The organism is Flavobacterium ranwuense, from assembly GCF_004349315.1.
Taxonomy (GTDB): domain Bacteria; phylum Bacteroidota; class Bacteroidia; order Flavobacteriales; family Flavobacteriaceae; genus Flavobacterium; species Flavobacterium ranwuense.
On the sequence record NZ_SMLH01000003.1, the window covers coordinates 223,605 to 245,994 of the forward strand.

10 protein-coding genes are annotated in these 22,390 nt (G+C 34.7%); 8 read left to right on the plus strand and 2 right to left on the minus strand.

Annotated features, from left to right (window positions below):
* Positions 1-197 precede the first annotated feature (197 nt).
* The 4 genes from rpoB (at position 198) to E0I61_RS07615 (ending at position 9,605) form a co-directional block, all read left to right on the plus strand.
* The gene (gene rpoB, locus E0I61_RS07600; protein WP_131992164.1) at positions 198-4,010 is read left to right on the plus strand and encodes a DNA-directed RNA polymerase subunit beta; all 3,813 of its coding nucleotides are present in this window, start codon (positions 198-200) and stop codon (positions 4,008-4,010) included.
* A gap of 245 nt (positions 4,011-4,255) precedes the next feature.
* Positions 4,256-8,569 carry a DNA-directed RNA polymerase subunit beta' gene (gene rpoC / locus E0I61_RS07605; RefSeq protein ID WP_131992167.1) on the plus strand — a complete coding sequence of 1,438 codons (4,314 nt, stop codon included), beginning with the start codon at positions 4,256-4,258 and terminating at the stop codon, positions 8,567-8,569.
* A 3-nt stretch (positions 8,570-8,572) separates the two neighbouring features.
* Positions 8,573-8,884: a DUF3467 domain-containing protein gene (locus tag E0I61_RS07610; RefSeq protein ID WP_073354716.1), complete on the plus strand. Its 312-nt coding sequence runs from the start codon at positions 8,573-8,575 to the stop codon at positions 8,882-8,884.
* 364 nt (positions 8,885-9,248) lie between these two features.
* Positions 9,249-9,605, plus strand: a complete 357-nt coding sequence (locus E0I61_RS07615; RefSeq protein ID WP_131992170.1) for a hypothetical protein — start codon at positions 9,249-9,251, stop codon at positions 9,603-9,605.
* Positions 9,606-9,693: 88 nt separating this feature from the next.
* Here the strand turns inward: E0I61_RS07615 and E0I61_RS07620 are convergent, their stop codons facing one another.
* Both E0I61_RS07620 and E0I61_RS07625 read right to left on the minus strand, forming a co-directional pair.
* The gene (locus E0I61_RS07620; RefSeq protein WP_132070610.1) at positions 9,694-11,283 is read right to left on the minus strand and encodes a peptide chain release factor 3; all 1,590 of its coding nucleotides are present in this window, start codon (positions 11,281-11,283) and stop codon (positions 9,694-9,696) included.
* Between the two features lie 188 nt (positions 11,284-11,471).
* Complete coding sequence (locus E0I61_RS07625; RefSeq protein ID WP_132070452.1) at positions 11,472-12,914, minus strand: alpha-amylase; 1,443 nt, start codon at positions 12,912-12,914, stop codon at positions 11,472-11,474.
* Between the two features lie 788 nt (positions 12,915-13,702).
* Between E0I61_RS07625 and E0I61_RS07630 the strand changes: the two genes are divergently transcribed.
* From E0I61_RS07630 to E0I61_RS07645, 4 genes are all read left to right on the plus strand, one after another.
* Positions 13,703-15,133 carry a peptidylprolyl isomerase gene (locus E0I61_RS07630; protein WP_132070454.1) on the plus strand — a complete coding sequence of 477 codons (1,431 nt, stop codon included), beginning with the start codon at positions 13,703-13,705 and terminating at the stop codon, positions 15,131-15,133.
* Between the two features lie 118 nt (positions 15,134-15,251).
* Entirely contained in the window at positions 15,252-16,205 is a 954-nt protein-coding gene (locus E0I61_RS07635) for an AAA family ATPase (RefSeq protein ID WP_131992179.1), read from the plus strand.
* 334 nt (positions 16,206-16,539) lie between these two features.
* Positions 16,540-19,311, plus strand: a complete 2,772-nt coding sequence (locus E0I61_RS07640) for a bifunctional aconitate hydratase 2/2-methylisocitrate dehydratase (protein ID WP_131992587.1) — start codon at positions 16,540-16,542, stop codon at positions 19,309-19,311.
* A 122-nt stretch (positions 19,312-19,433) separates the two neighbouring features.
* Complete coding sequence (locus E0I61_RS07645; protein WP_132070456.1) at positions 19,434-21,701, plus strand: aconitate hydratase; 2,268 nt, start codon at positions 19,434-19,436, stop codon at positions 21,699-21,701.
* Positions 21,702-22,390: the final 689 nt, after the last annotated feature.

The following is a 22,390-nucleotide window of genomic DNA, read 5'->3' on the forward strand; positions in this document are numbered from 1 at the left end:
GTCTACCTTGTATAATTACATAATAGTCTTTGAAAACAAATTCATTTTACCCATTACGAGGAAAAAAAATTAACAGATAATAAGAAAGTAGTTATCTTAAATTGGTTTTTAAAGATGTAATGGTTGTAAAAGAAAAGTATAAATAGATCAATATTTGTACAAAAAAATTACTTTTTTAATCAAAATTTTGTCCATTGATGATAACAAATCAGACCGAAAGATTGAATTTTGCCTCTACAAAAAATATTCCTGATTATCCAGATTTTCTAGATGTTCAGGTTAAATCGTTTAAAGATTTTTTTCAATTAGAAACTAAATCTGACGAAAGAGGCGACGAAGGGCTTTACAATACCTTCATGGAAAACTTCCCAATTACTGATACAAGAAATAACTTTGTATTAGAATTTCTTGATTATTTTGTAGATCCACCACGTTATACAATTCAAGAATGTATAGAAAGAGGTCTTACCTATAGTGTGCCTTTAAAAGCAAGGTTAAAACTATATTGTACAGATCCAGAACATGAAGATTTTGAAACGATTGTTCAAGATGTTTATCTTGGTACAATTCCGTATATGACACCAAGCGGTACCTTTGTTATTAATGGTGCTGAGCGTGTAGTTGTTTCTCAATTACACAGATCTCCAGGTGTTTTCTTTGGTCAATCATTCCATGCAAATGGTACAAAATTATATTCTGCGAGAGTAATTCCTTTTAAAGGTTCTTGGATAGAATTTTCTACAGATATTAATAGTGTAATGTACGCTTATATCGACAGAAAGAAAAAATTACCAGTTACCACTCTTTTTAGAGCAATTGGTTTTGAAAGAGATAAAGATATTCTAGAAATTTTTGATCTTGCGGAAGAAATTAAGGTTTCTAAAACAGGTCTAAAAAAATATATCGGTAGAAAATTAGCTGCCCGTGTATTGAATACATGGCACGAAGATTTCGTAGATGAAGACACTGGTGAAGTAGTTTCTATCGAACGTAACGAAATAATCCTTGATAGAGATACTATTATCGACAAAGATAATGTGGAAGAAATCATTGATTCTAACGTTAAATCTATTTTGTTGCACAAAGAAGATGCTAATCAAGGCGATTATGCTATCATTCATAATACATTGCAAAAAGATCCAACTAACTCTGAAAAAGAGGCTGTTGAACATATCTACAGACAATTACGTAACGCTGAACCGCCTGATGAAGAAACGGCTCGTGGTATTATTGATAAATTGTTCTTTTCTGACCAACGTTACAACTTAGGTGAAGTAGGTCGTTATAGAATAAATAAAAAATTAGGTTTAGATACTCCAATGGAAAAGCAAGTCTTGACCAAAGAAGATATCATAACTATTGTGAAATATTTGATCGAATTGATCAACTCTAAAGCAGAGATTGATGATATTGATCACTTATCAAACCGTCGTGTTAGAACAGTTGGAGAACAATTGTCTCAACAATTTGGTGTTGGTTTAGCGCGTATGGCTAGAACTATCCGTGAGAGAATGAACGTTAGAGATAACGAGGTGTTTACACCAATAGATTTGATTAATGCTAAAACATTATCTTCTGTTATCAACTCTTTCTTTGGAACGAACCAGTTGTCTCAGTTTATGGATCAAACGAATCCACTTGCCGAGATTACGCACAAGAGAAGATTATCTGCACTAGGACCAGGTGGACTTTCGAGAGAGAGAGCAGGTTTTGAGGTACGTGATGTTCACTATACGCATTACGGACGTTTATGTCCAATTGAAACTCCAGAGGGACCAAACATTGGTTTGATATCTTCTCTTGGTGTTTATGCTAAAGTAAACGGAATGGGTTTCATTGAGACACCTTACCGTAAAGTAACTAACGGAACTGTAGATTTAGTTTCTACTCCGGTATACTTAAGCGCTGAAGAAGAAGAAGGAATGATGATTGCTCAGGCAAACATTCAAATGGATGCTACAGGAAAAATAACTGCCGAAGACGTAATTGCACGTCAAGAAGGTGATTTCCCGGTTATTGAACCAACGCGAGTTGATTATACGGATGTAGCTCCAAATCAAATTGCTTCTATCTCCGCTTCTTTGATTCCTTTCTTAGAACATGATGATGCGAATAGAGCCTTGATGGGATCTAACATGATGCGTCAGGCCGTACCATTAATTCGTCCTGAAGCTCCAATTGTTGGAACTGGTTTAGAGCGTCAAGTTGCTTCTGATTCCAGAGTATTGATTAATGCTGAAGGAGATGGAGTTATAGAATATGTAGATGCAAATATCATCACTATCAAATACGATCGTTCTGAGGAAGAAAGAATGGTGAGTTTTGAGCCAGATGAAAAAACATACAATCTAATTAAATTTAGAAAAACCAATCAAGGTACAAGTATCAACCTTAAACCTATCGTAAGAAAAGGGGATAGAGTGGTTCCTGGACAAGTATTATCTGAAGGGTATGCGACTCAAAATGGTGAATTAGCTTTAGGTCGTAACCTAAAAGTTGCATTTATGCCATGGAAAGGATACAACTTCGAGGATGCGATTGTAATTTCTGAAAAAGTAGTTCGTGACGATATTTTTACCTCTATTCACGTGGATGATTATTCATTAGAAGTTAGAGATACTAAATTAGGTAACGAAGAATTGACGAACGATATTCCAAACGTTTCTGAAGAAGCTACTAAAGATTTAGATGAAAATGGTATGATCAGAATTGGAGCCGAGGTTAAACCTGGCGACATTCTTATCGGAAAAATTACTCCAAAAGGAGAATCAGATCCTACTCCAGAAGAGAAATTGCTTCGTGCAATCTTCGGGGACAAAGCAGGTGATGTAAAAGATGCTTCATTGAAAGCGTCTCCTTCTTTACATGGTGTTGTCTTAGATAAAAAATTGTTCGCAAGAGCAGTAAAAGATAAACGTAAACGTACTCAGGACAAGGATGCTTTAGGAGCACTTGAAATGGAATTTGAAGTTAAATTTGTTGAATTAAAAGACAAATTAGTAGAGAAACTTTTCTTGATCGTAAACGGAAAAACTTCTCAAGGTGTAATGAATGATTTGGGAGAGGAAGTTTTGCCAAAAGGTAAAAAATACACTCAAAAAATGCTTTATGCTGTTGAAGATTTTGCTCACTTGAGTAAAGGTCAATGGGTTGCTGATGATGCAACTAATAAAATGGTTAATGATTTAATTCATAACTATAAAATTAAATTGAACGATTTACAAGGTGCATTACGTAGAGAGAAATTCACTATTACTGTTGGAGATGAATTGCCAGCAGGAATCTTGAAATTAGCGAAAGTATATATTGCCAAAAAACGTAAACTGAAAGTTGGGGATAAAATGGCGGGACGTCACGGTAACAAAGGTATTGTTGCTCGTATCGTTCGTCATGAAGACATGCCTTTCCTTGAAGACGGAACGCCAGTTGATATCGTGTTGAACCCACTTGGTGTACCTTCACGTATGAACATTGGTCAAATTTATGAAACGGTTCTTGGTTGGGCTGGACAAAACTTGGGTAGAAAATTTGCTACACCAATTTTTGACGGAGCAACTTTAGACCAAATCAATGAATTGACTGACGAAGCTGGAATACCACGTTTTGGACATACACATTTATATGATGGTGGTACAGGAGAACGTTTCCATCAAGCTGCAACAGTAGGAGTTATCTACATGTTGAAACTTGGACACATGGTTGACGATAAAATGCACGCACGTTCTATAGGTCCATACTCGTTGATTACACAACAACCACTTGGAGGTAAAGCTCAATTTGGAGGTCAGCGTTTTGGAGAGATGGAGGTTTGGGCACTTGAAGCGTATGGAGCATCAAGCACACTTAGAGAAATCTTGACTGTGAAGTCTGATGATGTTATCGGTAGAGCTAAAACTTACGAAGCAATCGTAAAAGGTGAATCTATGCCAGAACCAGGATTACCGGAATCATTCAATGTATTAATGCATGAATTGAAAGGTCTTGGACTTGACATTCGTTTAGAAGAATAAATAATAATTTGTCACTGGTAGAGACGTTCATTGTAACGTCTCTACTTTGGCATTTATAAAAGTTTTTAGGATTTATACCCGTAACCCGTTCCGATTTTTTATTTAAACCCAAAGGTTTTATAAATAGCACTTCAAAAATTTTATTTGAAGTTTAGAGAAGTAATTCGAGGTAATAGTTTAATGATTAAAGAAAATCATAAATCTACAATCAATTTTTAATTGCAAATAAATCAATAGTAAAAACTATGATGAATAATAGAAATAATAACAATAAAGATAAAAACCCTGTAAAAAGGTTTAATAAAATCTCCATAGGACTTGCTTCTCCTGAATCGATCTTGAAAGAATCAAGAGGTGAAGTATTGAAGCCAGAAACGATCAACTACAGAACGCACAAGCCAGAGCGTGATGGACTTTTCTGTGAACGTATTTTCGGACCAGTAAAAGATTTTGAATGTGCTTGTGGTAAGTATAAAAGAATACGTTACAAAGGGATCATCTGTGACCGTTGTGGTGTTGAAGTAACAGAAAAAAAAGTACGTAGAGACAGAGTAGGTCACATCAATCTTGTTGTGCCAATTGCTCATATCTGGTATTTCCGTTCTCTTCCAAACAAAATTGGTTATATCCTTGGTCTTCCATCTAAGAAATTAGATATGATCATTTACTACGAAAGATACGTAGTAATCCAAGCAGGTATTGCTAAAAATGCAGAAGGTGAATCGTTGCAAAGACTAGACTTTTTGACAGAAGAAGAATATTTAAATATTTTAGATACACTTCCTGCTGACAATCAGTATCTTGATGATTTTGATCCAAATAAATTTGTTGCCAAAATGGGAGCAGAGTGTATTATGGATTTATTGGCAAGAATAGATCTTGACGCATTGTCTTACCAATTGAGACACAATGCTAACAATGAAACGTCTAAACAACGTAAAACGGAAGCGTTAAAAAGATTGCAAGTTGTGGAATCTTTCCGTGAGTCTAACTTGAACCGTGAGAATCGTCCAGAATGGATGATTATGAAAGTGGTACCAGTTATTCCACCAGAATTACGTCCACTTGTGCCACTTGATGGAGGTCGTTTTGCAACTTCAGATTTAAATGATTTATACCGTCGTGTAATTATACGTAACAACCGTTTGAAAAGATTAATGGAGATTAAAGCTCCAGAAGTGATCTTAAGAAACGAAAAACGTATGTTGCAGGAATCTGTAGATTCACTTTTCGATAATACGCGTAAAGCTTCTGCAGTAAAAACTGAATCAAACAGACCATTAAAATCATTATCTGATTCCCTTAAAGGTAAACAAGGACGTTTCCGTCAAAATTTACTTGGAAAACGTGTGGATTATTCTGCTCGTTCGGTAATTGTTGTTGGACCAGAATTGAAATTATCTGAGTGTGGTATCCCAAAAGATATGGCAGCAGAATTATACAAACCTTTCGTTATCCGTAAATTGATAGAAAGAGGAATTGTAAAAACTGTAAAATCAGCTAAGAAAATAATAGATAAGAAAGAGCCTGTAGTTTGGGATATCCTTGAAAATGTAATCAAAGGTCACCCAATATTACTGAATCGTGCTCCTACTTTGCACAGATTAGGTATTCAAGCATTCCAACCAAAATTAATTGAAGGAAAAGCAATCCAGTTGCACCCTTTAGTTTGTACTGCATTTAATGCGGATTTTGATGGGGATCAAATGGCAGTTCACTTACCGTTAGGTCCAGAAGCTATTTTGGAAGCACAACTATTAATGTTGGGTTCACATAATATTCTGAATCCTGCAAATGGTGCGCCAATAACGGTACCTTCTCAGGATATGGTTTTGGGTCTATACTATATGACCAAAGAACGTTTGTCAACTCCTGAGCTTAAAATTTTAGGAGAAGGAATCACTTTTTATTCTGCTGAAGAAGTAAATATTGCTTTGAATGAAGGTAGATTAGAATTGAATGCTTCTGTGAAAATTAGAGCAAAACACTTTAATGAAGCAGGTGACTTGGTTTACCAAATCATAAAAACTACTGCGGGTCGTGTATTATTTAATGAAGTAGTACCGGAAGCAGCTGGATATATCAATGATGTATTGACTAAGAAAAACCTTAGAGATATTATTGGACACGTTTTAAGTTCTACTGATGTACCTACAACAGCGGCTTTCTTGGATAACATGAAAGACATGGGGTACAAATTTGCCTTCAAAGGTGGATTGTCATTCTCTCTTGGAGATATTAGAATTCCAGATCAAAAACCTAAATTAATTGCTGACGCCAGAGAACAAGTTCAAGGTATTTCTGCTAATTATAACATGGGTCTTATCACTAATAACGAACGTTACAACCAAGTTATTGATGTATGGACTTCAGCAAATGCACAGCTTACAGAGTTAGCAATGAAAAACATTAGAGAAGACCAACAAGGTTTCAACTCTGTGTATATGATGCTTGATTCTGGAGCAAGGGGTTCCAAAGAACAAATTCGTCAGTTAACTGGTATGCGTGGTTTGATGGCTAAGCCTAAAAAATCAACTGCTGGTGGTGGTGAGATTATTGAAAACCCGATTCTTTCTAACTTTAAAGAAGGTCTTTCTATCCTTGAGTACTTTATTTCTACTCACGGTGCGCGTAAAGGTCTTGCGGATACGGCATTGAAAACTGCCGATGCAGGATATTTAACAAGAAGATTGCATGATGTATCTCAAGATGTTATTGTTAACATCGAAGATTGTGGTACACTTAGAGGTGTTGAAGTTTCAGCATTGAAGAAAAATGAGGAAATTGTTGAATCATTAGGAGAAAGAATTTTAGGACGTGTTGTTTTACAAGACGTAATTAATCCTTTAAACAATGAAGTTTTAATTCAATCTGGACAACAAATCACTGAAGTTATAATGAAAGCAATTGACGCTTCTCCAATCGAGAAAGTGGAAGTGCGTTCACCATTAACTTGTGAAGCGTTAAAAGGTATTTGTGCAAAATGTTACGGTAGAAATTTAGCTACTGGTAAAATGACACAAAGAGGTGAAGCAGTTGGTGTTATTGCAGCACAATCTATTGGAGAGCCTGGTACACAGTTAACATTACGTACATTCCACGTTGGTGGGGTTGCGGGTGGTATTTCTGAAGAATCAAGCATCGTTACGAAATTTAATGGTAAACTTGAAATCGAAGATTTAAAAACGGTTAAAGGTGAAGATAGTGAAGGAAATGCAGTTGATATTGTTGTATCTCGTTCTACTGAATTGAAATTAATTGATGAAAGAACAGGTATCTTGTTAAGTACCAATAATATTCCTTACGGTTCAAGTATTTTCGTTAAAGACGGTCAATCTGTCGCTAAAGGAGATGTGATTTGTAAATGGGATCCATATAATGGGGTTATCGTTTCTGAATTTACCGGTAAAATTGCTTACGAAGATTTAGAGCAAGGTCAATCATTCATGGTTGAAATTGATGAGCAAACTGGTTTCCAAGAAAAAGTAATTTCTGAATCTAGAGCTAAAAAATTAATTCCAACTTTATTGGTTTACGGTAAAGAAGGGGAACTAATTCGTTCTTATAACTTACCAGTTGGAGCCCACTTGATGGTTGAAAACGGTGAGAAAATTAAAGCAGGTAAAGTATTGGTAAAAATCCCGCGTCGTTCTTCTAAATCAGGAGATATTACAGGAGGTTTACCTAGAATTACAGAGTTGTTAGAGGCTCGTAATCCTTCAAACCCAGCTGTTGTTTCTGAAATCGATGGTGTTGTTTCTTTTGGAAAAATCAAAAGAGGTAACCGTGAGATTGTTATCGAATCTAAATTTGGTGACGTTAGAAAATACTTGGTTAAATTATCAAGCCAAATTCTAGTTCAAGAAAATGACTTCGTAAGAGCAGGGGTGCCTTTATCTGATGGTGCAATTACTCCGGATGATATTTTAAGAATTCAAGGACCAGCAGCTGTTCAACAGTATTTGGTAAATGAAATTCAAGAAGTATACCGTTTACAAGGGGTAAAAATCAACGACAAACACTTTGAAGTAGTCATACGTCAAATGATGCGTAAAGTAAGAGTACAAGATCCAGGTGATACTTTATTCTTAGAAGATCAATTGATTCACACTAAAGACTTTATCGTTCAAAATGATAAATTATATGGTATGAAAGTAGTTGAAGATGCTGGAGATTCTAGTGCTTTAAAAGAAGGTCAAATTATTACGCCTCGTGAGTTGCGTGATGAAAACTCTCTTTTGAAACGTACAGATAAAAATCTTGTTGTAGCTCGTGATGTTGTTACTGCAACAGCAACACCAGTTTTACAAGGTATTACAAGAGCATCGCTTCAAACTAAATCGTTTATTTCTGCTGCATCTTTCCAAGAAACTACTAAAGTATTGAACGAAGCTGCTGTTGCAGGTAAAATCGATTACTTAGAAGGATTGAAAGAAAATGTAATTGTAGGACATAGAATCCCTGCCGGAACAGGTATGAGAGAATATGATCATACAATTGTAGGTTCAAAAGAAGATTATAACGATATGATGGCTAACAAAGAAGAATATATTTATTAAAATATGAGTAATTCTAATCAACAACAAGAGCAAATTAATATTGAGCTTGATGAAAAAATTGCCGAAGGAATTTATTCCAATTTGGCAATAATAAATCACTCTTCATCAGAGTTTGTTTTAGATTTTGTAAGCATCATGCCTGGTATTCCTAAAGCTAAGGTGAAATCAAGAATTGTCTTGACGCCACAACATGCTAAAAGATTGTTGAAAGCAATAGGAGAAAATATTCACCGTTTTGAAGTCGCTCATGGCGAAATAAAAGACACTGAACAAGCACCGATTCCGCTTAATTTTGGTCCTGCGGGACAAGCATAATATTCTTTAAAAAGGCTCCAGAAATGGAGCCTTTTTTTGTTTATAGATTAATACTTTCTTTTGTAGCCTCTTAATTGTCAGCTGCGCATTTTTGATTTTTAAGATGTATGTCAGAACTAGTTCTATATTCTTCTGTCAACGGTTCCCGAAATTTTGAATTTCTAAAAAAAAAATCAAGCGATACCTTTTATTTGATAAATTGACATTAAGAAACTATTAAATTCAGAGTATTGATAACAAGTTTGTGCTTTAAACGATTATTATTGTGCTTCATCGAAAATATTTTTTGCTGGTAATTAAATGATATACTTTCGTGCTCGAGATGGGGAAGCAAATCCTATCCATCATAAAAAAACGAATTGTTATGAAATATTTTTCTTTAAAAGCGGACACTAAAGGGATTTCTAATCTCTTGATAATATTCGTTTTTATGTTAATGTCAAACGTATCTGTATTTGGTCAATCTGCTCAAAAGCTAGTTGATGCTAATGCTGTAGAAGTTAACAGTAATGCAAAAAAAGAAAATGTTTCAGCAACTTCTTCAAATAGTATGAATTTCGTACTATGGTTTATGGGTACAAAACAAGGTCCAAACGGTACAATTTCTAAAGAAAGTACAAGCGCAAAAATACAGGTTATAACATCTGGTTCTGCTCCAAATCGTTTGTTGATTAAAGCTTTTTTAAAGAAAGCGGTAGATTCTGACAGTATGATTTCGTAAATGAAGATTTATTTTAAAAGGGATATAAAAAAAACGCTAATTTTTAAATTAGCGTTTTTTTTATGCAACGTTTTATGAGGACGTAATTTTACTCAAATTCTGAAGTAAAATATAATTTCACATTTGGATATTTATTCTGTGTCATTTGGATCGTAAAGTCAGAATCAGCTAAAAACACTAATTGTCCATATTTATCATGCGCCAAGAATTTTTGTTTGATTCTTCGGAATTCTTTAAATTCATCACTTTTCACATCATTTGGTTTTACCCAACATGCTTTGTGTACCGGAAAGTTTTCATACGTACATTTTGCGCCATATTCATGCTCTAAACGGTATTGGATAACCTCGTATTGAAGTGCGCCAACCGTTCCAATGATTTTTCTGTTGTTCATTTCCAGCGTAAATAATTGTGCTACACCTTCGTCCATTAACTGATCAATTCCTTTGTCCAATTGTTTGGATTTCATTGGATCAGCATTATTAATATATCTGAAATGCTCCGGAGAGAAACTTGGAATCCCTTTGAAACTCATGATTTCTCCTTCGGTCAAAGTATCTCCGATTTTAAAATTTCCGGTATCATGCAAGCCTACAATGTCACCTGGATAAGAGATGTCTACAATTTCTTTCTTTTCTGCAAAAAAGGCATTCGGACTCGAGAATTTTAAGTTTTTCTTCTGGCGAACGTGATAATACGGTTTGTTTCTTTCGAAAGTTCCAGAAACAATTTTTATAAAGGCCAGACGGTCTCTGTGTTTTGGATCCATATTGGCGTGGATTTTAAAAACAAATCCAGTCATTTTTTCTTCTTTGGGATCTACTAATCGTGTTTCAGAATCTTTTGGTCTTGGAGATGGAGCAATTTGGACAAAACAATCCAATAATTCTCGTACTCCAAAATTATTCAATGCCGAACCAAAAAATACAGGTTGCAATTTCCCATCTAAATAATCCTGACGATCAAATTTTGGATATACTTCGTCAATAAGTTCCAATTCTTCACGTAAACTGTCAGCAGGTTTTTGCCCAATAATTTTCTCTAATTCTGGATTTTGAACATCGGAAAAAGCGATTGTTTCTTCAATGTTTTTGCGGCTGTCACCACTAAACAAGTTGATATTTTGTTCCCATAAATTATAAATTCCTTGAAAATCATAACCCATTCCTATCGGGAAACTTAATGGAGTAACTGTTAAACCTAGTTTTTGTTCCACTTCATCCATCAAGTCAAAAGCATCTTTTCCTTCTCTGTCTAATTTATTGATAAACACGATAATTGGAATTTTTCGCATTCTACAAACAGCTACTAATTTTTCCGTTTGTTCCTCAACACCTTTGGCAACGTCAATTACAACAATAACGCTGTCAACAGCGGTTAAGGTTCTAAAAGTGTCCTCAGCAAAATCCTTGTGTCCGGGAGTATCGAGAATATTTATTTTTTTATCTTTATAATTGAATGCTAAAACCGAAGTAGAAACCGAAATTCCTCTCTGGCGTTCAATTTCCATAAAGTCACTGGTAGCACCTTTTTTAATTTTATTATTCTTTACAGCACCAGCTTCTTGAATCGCACCACCAAAAAGGAGGAGTTTCTCAGTAAGTGTTGTTTTTCCGGCATCAGGATGTGAAATAATCCCGAAAGTTCTTCTGCGTTGTATTTCTTCTAAAAAGCCCATATTTGTATAAATAGTTTGCAAAAGTACTATTTATAAATGCCAATTAAAAAAATTGTATACTCTAAATGGAGTAGGCGAGTTTTGAAGTTGTAATTCATGTGGTTTTAAACCAGTATTAAAATTACGAATATGTAACAGCTGATAAAAAGAAGGCTGCCCTTTCAGACAGCCTTTATGATATTTATGTGTTACATATTGATTGACCAAACAGAATATCCATTTGGTGGACATTGAATTTTAACCCATTTGTCACCTTGGGTTGTCGGAAGCCAAGTTGAATTTCCTGTGAAATCTTTGATTTGCGCATTTGCCCAATTCGTTTGAATCCATCTTTCTTGCCAAGTTGATGAGTTATTAATGTAAACCACTAAACCAGGATTTCCATTATAGCCATTTCTTCGTGCGATATATTCATCAGTATCGGTGTATAAAATAGATGTAGTTCCGGTTCCTTTATTGTTGTGAATCCAAATAAGGTTGTCCATTTTTGTTTTATTCAACCATTCTTCATAATCTCTATAAAAAATAGTTGGATATCCTTCGTGAGTTAAAATGTAAGCGTATGCTAGCTCTTTTTTCCAAATTTCATCAGTGTCATGATTGGAAACGAAAGTAACCGCTTTATAAGGATTTCTTTTCCACATCATATCATCATTCAAAAGATTTAAATTATTTCCATCAAATGCGTCGTTCATTTTATAATAACATGCAAAATCAAAAACAGAACTATTAGCATTATTAGCCCACCACTCTAAAGTATTTACGTTTGAATCCCAATATTCTCCAACAGAAAACCCACCCACATTAGCATTCCAGTCATTCACAACCCAAGGAGCAAAACCTTTCACGTAATCAAATCTCCAGCCATCAAACTTCATAGTGTTTTTATAATATTTACCTACTCCGTCTGCTCTTTTCCAAAGCCAGTCTTGTACATTTGGTACCACATGAGCTAAGTCAGGAAAACCTCCAAAAGCACTTTCGTCGTTATTTCCATATGAATTTTTATAAAAATCAGCACTTGTTCTAGGGAATTTGCCTGAAGCGACACCAGTAAAATTAGTATACGTTTGAGTTCCCGTAAAAGGATTGTTTTCTAATTGTCCGCCGCTATTATGATTTAATACCATATCAGCATATACTTGCATGTTTTCGGCGTGTACTTTTGTTATCAGACTTTCTAATTCTGTGCGGGAACCAAATCTTGTTTCCACAGTACCATTTTGATTGTAATTTCCAAAATCGAAATAATCAGTAGGGTCGTAACCCATAGAAAATGGTCCGTTTTGAGCTTTTGAAACTGGTGGGAGCCAAATGGAACCAATACCGGCATTTGACCAAGCGGTTATTTTCGTATTAATGGTATTCCACCACGTTCCACCCGCTGGGACATCCCAATAAAAAGCCTGCATCATAACGCCTCCTCCAGGATTTGCAGCATATCTTCCAGTTGTCGAATTAGTCGATTTTCCAGTACTGAAGGGATGTCCATCGTGATGTGTAACATTGATTACTTTGAATTGTGAAGCTGCAGCAGCTGAATCGGTTACCAGATCGTCATTCGAATTACAGGAATACATACCAACTAATAAAGCTGATAATAGATAAATTTTAAAATTTTGCTTTTTCATAAAAGGAATAAATTAGGTTAAATAATAGATTTTGGAATGACAATTGAAAAACAGAATGCAATATGAATTCTAGAAATTTAATTTTTATTTAGTTGTTTTATTTTAATTTGGAATAACCCCCCCCCCATTTTATTAAAAATCAAAAAATAAATTAAATAATTATTATAAATTTATTTTTATAGCTAATATTTTAATAAAAAATTACTTTTTTAGCTAATTTATACAAATTCTTACGTGATGAACATGAGAATTTTTTTAATCCCTAACGAAAACGTTGTAGTGTTTACAACTTTTCAAATAGTGCGCTAAAAATGAGAATTTTAAGCTCTTATTTCTTAGTTATTTTTTGTTTTAGGATATGATTTTTTTAATCAGAACTCGATTCGGAACAAATGAAACATTAGAAAAAAGAAAAGCAGATTTTGTAAAAAAATGGGATGTTTGAAAAAGGGAAGTAAAATAATGCTGTTGCAATTCAAGAATGTGCAATTAAGATTTTGATTTTTTGACTTCTAATGCTCAGTTTCTTTACGATTTAGGAGTTAAACATCACAATAAATAAATGCGTTTATAATTTTTTGTTAATAGTAGGTAGGAAACTTGTATTATGTAATTGAATTGTTATTTTTGTTCGTTTTAAATTTAAAGAATGGTAAGAAATTGTATTATAAATTCAATTCGCTTCTTGATTCTTAAAGTGTATATTTGCCAAAATTATTCTGGCCTTTATAAAATAGGTTTAAAGACAATTGAATAAAGATGTTTTACAATAAATACAAATTATAATAATGCCAATAAATAAAATACAAATGAGATCCATTAATAATAGAATTGCACTTATTTTTTTTGTTTTGCTTTTTTCCAGTGTTGTAGCAAGTGCTCAAGAAATTATTAAGGATAGTGTCATTACTCCGGTTAAGAAAATACAATCTACTGGGAAACAAAAGATTGACGGTGTTATTGCCACTGTAGGAGACTATATTATATTAGATTCAGATATTGACAAGTCGTATCTTGAAATTTCAGCAGGGGGAGGTTCTGTAAAAGACATCACAAGATGTCAAATGTTAGGGAAATTACTCGAAGATAAATTATATGCTCATCAAGCCATTCAAGATAGTATTGTAGTGACAGATGCTGAAGTTAAAGGCATGATGGAAGAGCGTTTGAACTATATGATAGAGCAAATAGGATCTTTGGACAAAGTGGTGAAGTACTATAAAAAAGATTCTGAGGAAGAATTTAGAACTTATTTCTCCGATATTTTGAAAGAGGGAAAGTTAAGTTCAGAAATGCAAAAGAAAATTGTTGATGCAGTAGAAATTACTCCTGAAGAAGTCCGTAACTATTTTAAAACAATACCTACTGCAGATCTTCCTTTTTTTGGTGTAGAATTAGAAGTAGCGCAAATTGTTGTTACTCCTAAAGTTTCGGCAGAGGATAAGCAAAAAGTTATTGACAGATTGAATGGCTTTAAAAAAGAAATAGAAGAAGGTTCTAGTTTTTCAACTAAAGCCGTTTTGTATTCTCAAGATCCGGGTTCAAGATCTAACGGAGGATTTTATAAAATGAATCGCAGAACACCATTTGTAAAAGAGTTTAAAGATGTTGCTTTTAGTTTAGCTGAAGGAGAAATTTCGGCTCCTTTTGAAACAGATTTTGGTTTTCATATCATTTATGTTGAAAAAATTAAAGGACAAGAAATAGAATTGCGTCATATATTATTGTCACCAACTGTTACAGAAGCAGCTCTGAATGAAGCGAAAGAAAAAATTACTTTGATTAAAAAAAGAATCACAGACAAAGAAATCACTTTTGCAGATGCGGCCAGAACATTATCTGATGAGAAAGAAACAAGAGCTAACGGTGGTGCTTTAATCAACCCAAAAACACAAGATACTCGTTTTGAGTTGACAAAAATGGATCCGGCTTTCTATAGCCAAGTTTCTAATTTGAAAGAAGGTGAAGTTTCTGCTCCGTTATTAGAACAAGGAGAAGAAGGAAAGAAGAAGTTCAAATTAATTACCGTGACGAATAGAATAGATGAGCATGCGGCAGATTATGCTAAAGATTACATCAAAATTAAAGATTTGGCTTTAAAAAGCAAACAAATTACTACTATTGGTAAATGGTTTGATGAGAAGATTAAAGAAACGTACATCAAAATCATTGGAGAATATAGAGATTGTAGTTTTACAAACAATTGGCTTAAAAAATAATATTTCTATTCCTTTACCAGGTTAGAATTAGGAATAAAAAATTTTCGATAAATAAATAAAAAGAGTTAGTTTTATGTTTTCATAACGCTAGCTCTTTTTAATTTTAAATACTTAATACATGTCAGACGTAGCAGCAATACATAACTTAGTTCAAAAAAGGAATGAGCTAAAAGCGGAGATAGCAAAAATCATTGTAGGTCAAAATGATGTAGTAGATCAAATTTTGCTTTGTATATTTTCTGGAGGTCATGCATTATTGGTCGGAGTCCCTGGGCTGGCAAAAACATTGATGGTAAATACACTTGCGCAAGCATTGGGGCTTGATTTTAAAAGAATTCAGTTTACCCCGGATTTGATGCCGTCAGATATACTTGGGAGTGAAATATTAGATGAAAATCGCCATTTCAAATTTATAAAAGGACCCATTTTTTCGAATATTATTCTGGCCGATGAGATCAACAGAACGCCACCAAAAACACAGGCAGCTTTGCTGGAAGCCATGCAGGAACGTTCCGTTACTATTGCTGGTGAAAATTATAAACTAGACTTGCCTTATTTTGTTTTGGCAACTCAAAATCCTATTGAGCAAGAAGGAACGTATCCTTTGCCGGAAGCGCAGTTAGACCGTTTTATGTTTGCTATAAAACTGGAATATCCTTCTTTTGAAGAAGAAGTTCAGGTAGTTAAAAGAACTACATCAGATATAAAAAACACTATAAATCCATTATTTACAGCACAAGAAATTATTGATTTCCAACAATTAATCCGCAGAATACCTGTCGCTGATAATGTAATTGAATATGCAGTAACATTGGTAAGCAAAACAAGACCGGACAATTCTTTGTCGAACGAGTTTGTGAAAAATTATCTGGATTGGGGAGCAGGACCGAGAGCCTCTCAAAATTTAATTTTGGCTGCCAAAGCGAACGCTGCTTTCAATGGGAAATTTTCTCCGGATATTGAAGATGTAAAAGCTGTGGCAATCGGAATTTTACGTCATAGAATCATCAAAAATTATAAAGCTGATGCCGAAGGAATTACGGAAGAAATGATTATTGCGAAATTAATTTAATTGAAAAAGGTAATTTAGAAAGGTTCTTTATTCAATTGCGAATAAAGAACCTTTTTGTTTTTAGGGATGAATTTCGACTTTGCTGGGAAAAAGATCTTATATTATTGATTGTTTAGTTTTTTGATAAAAATTCGTGTTTTTATTAATATAAAGCAATAAAAACGATTATTTTACAATAATAATTTTTCAAAAGACGACTTCTATTAAATTTTTTTTATTCTCATCTTTAATTGTTAAATTTGCTCCACAAAATAAACTAACACCTATTTATTATGGCTTTTGTTATTGAAATGATCAATGAAATCTGCCTTTAAAATTGAAAAATACTTCTATTATGAATACTTATAAGGATTACATTCAAGAAATTGAAGAACGAAAAGGCCAGGGACTTAACCCAAAGCCAATTGATGGTACTGAATTGCTAAGCGAAATCATTGCACAAATCAAAGATTTGAGTAACGAGTACAGAGAGGATTCTCTTAACTTCTTTATTTATAATGTTGTTCCAGGAACTACTCCTGCTGCTAATGTGAAAGCTAAGTTTTTAAAGGAAATCGTTTTAGGTCGATCAGTAGTTGCTGAAATTACGCCTGCTTTTGCTTTAGAGCTATTATCACATATGAAAGGTGGAACTTCTATAGAGGTATTACTTGATTTAGCTTTAGGTAATGATGTTGCTACTGCAAAAGATGCTGCGGAAGTTTTAAAGACACAAGTTTTTCTTTATGAAGCAGATACAGATCGTTTAGAAGCTGCTTTCAAAGATGATAATGAAATTGCTGCAGCAATTCTAGAGAGCTATGCAAAGGCTGAGTTCTTTACTAAATTACCAGAAATAGCAGAAGAAATTAAGGTAGTTACTTTTATTGCTGGTGAAGGAGATATTTCAACTGATTTACTTTCTCCAGGAAACCAAGCGCACTCAAGATCAGATCGTGAACTTCATGGTAAATGTTTAATTTCTTCTGAAGCACAAGCTGAAATCAAAGCATTAGCTGAAGCGAATCCTGATAAGAGCGTGATGTTAATCGCTGAAAAAGGAACTATGGGTGTGGGGTCTTCAAGAATGTCAGGTGTAAACAACGTGGCGCTTTGGAGTGGTAAACAAGCAAGTCCATATGTTCCATTTATTAATATTGCTCCAATCGTTGCAGGAACAAATGGTATTTCTCCAATTTTCCTAACAACTGTTGATGTTACTGGTGGTATTGGTCTTGACCTTAAAAACTGGACAAAAAAATTAGATGAAAATGGTAACGTTCTTCGTAATGAAAGCGGTGATCCTATTCTTGAGGAAGTTTATTCTGTTGCTACTGGTACTGTTCTTACAATCAACACAAAGACGAAGAAACTTTATAATGACGATAAGGAATTAATTGATATTTCTAAGGCATTCACACCTCAGAAAATTGAATTTATAAAAGCTGGTGGATCGTATGCTATTGTATTTGGAAAAAAACTTCAAACATTTGCATCAAAGACTCTTGGTATTGATATTGTACCTGTATATGCTCCGTCAAAAGAGGTTTCTGTTGAAGGACAAGGTCTTACAGCTGTAGAAAAAATATTTAATAAAAACGCAGTTGGTTCAACTCCGGGTAAGGTTTTACACGCTGGTTCAGATGTTCGTGTTACCGTAAATATTGTTGGTTCGCAAGATACAACTGGTTTGATGACTTCTCAGGAATTAGAGTCTATGGCTGCTACTGTGATTTCGCCAATCGTTGATGGTGCTTACCAATCAGGTTGTCACACTGCTTCTGTTTGGGATAATAAATCTAAAGCAAATATTCCAAGATTAATGAAATTCATGAACGACTTCGGCTTGATTACAGCTCGTGACCCGAAAGGCGTTTATCACTCAATGACTGATGTTATTCACAAAGTACTTAATGATATTACTGTAAACGAGTGGGCTATCATCATCGGTGGTGACTCTCATACAAGAATGTCTAAAGGAGTCGCTTTTGGTGCTGACTCAGGAACGGTTGCTCTTGCTCTTGCTACTGGTGAAGCTTCAATGCCAATTCCTGAATCTGTAAAGGTAACATTCAAAGGAGATATGAAAGGGTACATGGATTTCCGTGATGTAGTACATGCTACGCAATCTCAGATGCTTAAAACATTTGGTGGAGAGAATGTATTCCAAGGAAGAATTATTGAGGTTCACTTAGGAACTCTTAATGCGGATCAAGCCTTTACGTTTACGGACTGGACTGCAGAAATGAAAGCAAAAGCTTCGATATGTATTTCTGAGGATTATACCTTGATCGAATCACTAGAGATTGCGAAGGGTAGAATTCAGATCATGATTGATAAGGGAATGGATAACAAAAATCAAGTTCTTAAAGGACTGATTGCTATAGCTGATAAGCGAATAACTGAGATCAAAACAGGTGTGAAACCAGCTTTGACTCCGGACGCAGATGCTAAGTATTATGCTGAAGTTGTTGTTGATCTTGATGTGATTGCTGAACCAATGATTGCAGATCCAGATGTTAATAATGCTGATGTTTCTAAGCGATATACTCACGACACCATCAGACCGCTATCTTTCTATGGAGGTGTTAAAAAAGTAGATCTTGGATTTATCGGTTCTTGCATGGTTCATAAAGGAGATATGAAAATTTTAGCTCAAATGCTTAAGAATATAGATGCACAACAAGGCAAGGTGGAGTTCAAAGCACCACTAGTTGTGGCTCCTCCAACCTATAACATCGTGGATGAACTTAAGGCTGAAGGAGACTGGGAGATTTTACAAAAGTACTCTGGTTTTGAATTTGATGATAGCATACCTAAAGCAGTAGCGCGTACATCATATGAGAAAATGTTGTATTTAGAGCGTCCAGGATGTAACCTATGTATGGGTAATCAGGAAAAAGCAGCCAAAGGAGATACTGTAATGGCAACTTCTACACGTCTTTTCCAAGGAAGAGTTGTTGAGGATACTGAAGGTAAAAAAGGAGAGTCGTTGCTTTCTTCTACACCTGTTGTAGTTTTATCTACAATCTTAGGTAGAACTCCAACAATAGAGGAATATAAAACGGCAGTGAAAGGTATCAATCTAACTAAGTTTGCGCCTTCTCATAAGTTATTAGTTAAATAATTCACATAATTAGTTAATTATAATTTAAAAGCCTGAGTCTAATGACTCAGGCTTTTTTTATACTCTATTTTTTTGTATCTTGTATGTTTAAAATAGAATAGTAACAATTATATATAAATCTTATGGCTTTTGATATTGAAATGATTAAAAAAGTGTACGACAACATGACAACTCGTGTTGATAAAGCACGTGAGATAGTTGGTCGCCCACTTACTTTAACAGAGAAAATTTTGTACAATCACCTTTGGGACGGAACTCCATCTGTCGCTTTTACAAGAGGTGCTGATTATGTTGATTTTGCTCCGGATAGAGTTGCTTGTCAAGATGCAACGGCTCAAATGGCATTATTGCAATTTATGCATGCAGGTAAAAAGAAAGTGGCTGTTCCTACAACAGTACATTGTGATCACTTGATTCAAGCTAAAGTTGATGCTGCAACCGATTTGGCCAGAGCAAAAACACAAAGCAATGAAGTATTTGAATTTCTTTCTTCAGTATCAAATAAATACGGAATTGGTTTCTGGAAACCAGGAGCGGGAATTATTCATCAAGTAGTTCTTGAGAACTACGCATTCCCAGGTGGAATGATGATTGGTACTGATTCTCACACTGTAAATGCAGGGGGTTTGGGAATGGTAGCGATTGGTGTTGGTGGTGCTGATGCGGTTGATGTTATGTCAGGAATGGCTTGGGAATTGAAATTTCCTAAATTAATTGGAGTAAAATTGACTGGAAAACTTTCCGGTTGGACAGCTCCAAAAGATGTTATCCTTAAAGTTGCTGGTATTCTTACTGTAAAAGGAGGAACAGGTGCGATCGTTGAATATTTTGGTGAGGGTGCTACTTCTATGTCTTGTACAGGAAAAGGAACTATCTGTAATATGGGTGCCGAAATTGGCGCTACTACATCTACTTTTGGTTACGATGCTTCAATGGGACGTTATTTGCGTTCTACAAATAGAGCTGATGTTGCTGATGCAGCTGATAAAATTGCTCCTTATTTAACAGGTGATGCTGAAGTATATGCAAATCCAGAATTGTATTTTGACCAAGTGATCGAAATCAACTTAGACGAATTAGAGCCGCATTTAAATGGACCTTATACACCGGATTTAGCTACGCCAATTTCTAAAATGAAAGAAGAAGCAATCAAAAATAACTGGCCTTTAAAAATTGAAGTAGCTTTGATCGGCTCTTGTACAAACTCTTCGTACGAAGATATTGCTCGTGCAGCTTCTTTGGCTAAACAAGTTACCGATAAAAATTTAAAAATAAAATCTCAATTCACCATTACTCCAGGTTCTGAAGTAGTGCGTTATACAATAGAACGTGACGGATTTATCGATATTTTCGATAAAATGGGAGCAACTGTTTTTGCTAATGCTTGCGGACCATGTATCGGAATGTGGGACAGAGAAGGTGCTGAAAAAGAAGAACGCAATACAATCGTTCACTCTTTCAACCGTAACTTTTCAAAACGTGCCGACGGGAATCCAAATACTTTGGCTTTCGTAGGTTCGCCTGAATTGGTAACGGCACTTGCTATTGCTGGAGATTTAGGTTTCAATCCATTGACTGATACGTTAATCAATGAAAATGGTGAAGAAGTAAAATTAGACGCTCCAACAGGAAACGAATTGCCTCCAAAAGGTTTTGATGCTGAAGACCCAGGTTTTCAAGCGCCTGCCGAGGATGGTTCAGGTGTTCAAATCGCGGTTAGTGAAACTTCAGAAAGATTACAATTATTAGCTCCGTTCTTACCTTGGGATGGAAAAAACATCACAGGTGCTAAATTGCTTATCAAAGCTTTCGGAAAATGCACAACAGATCACATCTCTATGGCTGGACCATGGTTGCGTTTCCGTGGACATTTAGATAATATTTCTAATAATATGTTGATAGGTGCGATTAATGCATTCAACCAAAAATCAAATGCAGTTAAAAACCAGCTGACGGGTATTTATGATGCAGTTCCTGCTGTAGCGCGCGCTTACAAAGCTGCTGGTGTTCCTTCGATTGTTGTTGGAGACCATAACTACGGAGAAGGATCTTCTCGTGAACATGCAGCTATGGAACCTCGTTTCTTAGGTGTAAAAGCAGTACTGGTAAAATCATTTGCTCGTATCCACGAAACAAACCTTAAAAAACAAGGTCTTTTAGGATTGACATTTGCTACTGAAGCTGATTACGATAAAATCCAGGAAGATGATACTATCAACTTCATTGATTTAGTTGATTTTGCTCCAGGAAAACCATTAACTCTAGAATTCGTTCACGCAGATGGAACCAAAGATATCATCTTGGCAAACCATACGTACAACGAAGGACAAATTGGTTGGTTCGTTGCCGGTTCAGCATTAAACTTGATTGCTGCTGCTGGAAAAGCATAAGTAAATTATATAGTTTATATTCAAAACTCTCAAGGAAACTTGGGAGTTTTTTTATTCATTCCCAATTTATTTCAGGAGCTGTTTCCTGCTGACCGTTTCAAGCTTTTTCGCAGAATTGCTTTTTTCCAAGATAAAAAAGGAGCTTCTTTTAGTCGCTCTTTTTTCTTAGGAAAAATGGGCAATTCTGCTTCAAAAGGCTTTCCATTTTCATCAGGGCTACAAATCAGAAATTAGAATTTCAATTTCTATTTATTGATTTGGAACAATTTTTTTTTTGAAAAGCAAAAGAGCTTTAAGCCTAAAATAGAGGCAAAATTCAAAAAACAGGGCAAAATTTTATTTTTTGAACGTTAAAATTTAAAAAAAGACTATGTTTTTTGATTAAATCACTTATATTAGCCTTTTTGGAAAATTAAATTTTAAAAGAAGCTTTTTTGATTGTTTTTAAAATCAACCTTCTTTAGAATTTTTATTTTCAACGCAACAATACATTAGGATTGTAAGGCGTTACTGTTTCAGCTGCTTTTACAATTGAAATAAAAAATCAACTAGAATTTAAAATGAACACATTCTGAACCTCTTTTTTTTGAAAGAGACAAGGATTATTTTTACAATTTTTTAAATAAAAAAGTAAAAAAGCAAACCATAGCGAGATTTAATAATTATATCCCGAAATCGCTGTGTAGAAT

Excerpts from the sequence above, each read along its gene's own strand:
- E0I61_RS07635 (WP_131992179.1), top strand. The coding sequence starts at position 15,252 with ATGTCAGACGTAGCAGCAATACATAACTTAGTTCAAAAAAGGAATGAG.
- E0I61_RS07640 (WP_131992587.1), top strand. The coding sequence starts at position 16,540 with ATGAATACTTATAAGGATTACATTCAAGAAATTGAAGAACGAAAAGGC.
- E0I61_RS07610 (WP_073354716.1), top strand. The coding sequence starts at position 8,573 with ATGAGTAATTCTAATCAACAACAAGAGCAAATTAATATTGAGCTTGAT.
- E0I61_RS07625 (WP_132070452.1), bottom strand. The coding sequence starts at position 12,914 with ATGAAAAAGCAAAATTTTAAAATTTATCTATTATCAGCTTTATTAGTT.
- rpoC (WP_131992167.1), top strand. The coding sequence starts at position 4,256 with ATGATGAATAATAGAAATAATAACAATAAAGATAAAAACCCTGTAAAA.
- E0I61_RS07645 (WP_132070456.1), top strand. The coding sequence starts at position 19,434 with ATGGCTTTTGATATTGAAATGATTAAAAAAGTGTACGACAACATGACA.
- E0I61_RS07630 (WP_132070454.1), top strand. The coding sequence starts at position 13,703 with ATGCCAATAAATAAAATACAAATGAGATCCATTAATAATAGAATTGCA.
- E0I61_RS07615 (WP_131992170.1), top strand. The coding sequence starts at position 9,249 with ATGAAATATTTTTCTTTAAAAGCGGACACTAAAGGGATTTCTAATCTC.
- E0I61_RS07620 (WP_132070610.1), bottom strand. The coding sequence starts at position 11,283 with ATGGGCTTTTTAGAAGAAATACAACGCAGAAGAACTTTCGGGATTATT.
- rpoB (WP_131992164.1), top strand. The coding sequence starts at position 198 with ATGATAACAAATCAGACCGAAAGATTGAATTTTGCCTCTACAAAAAAT.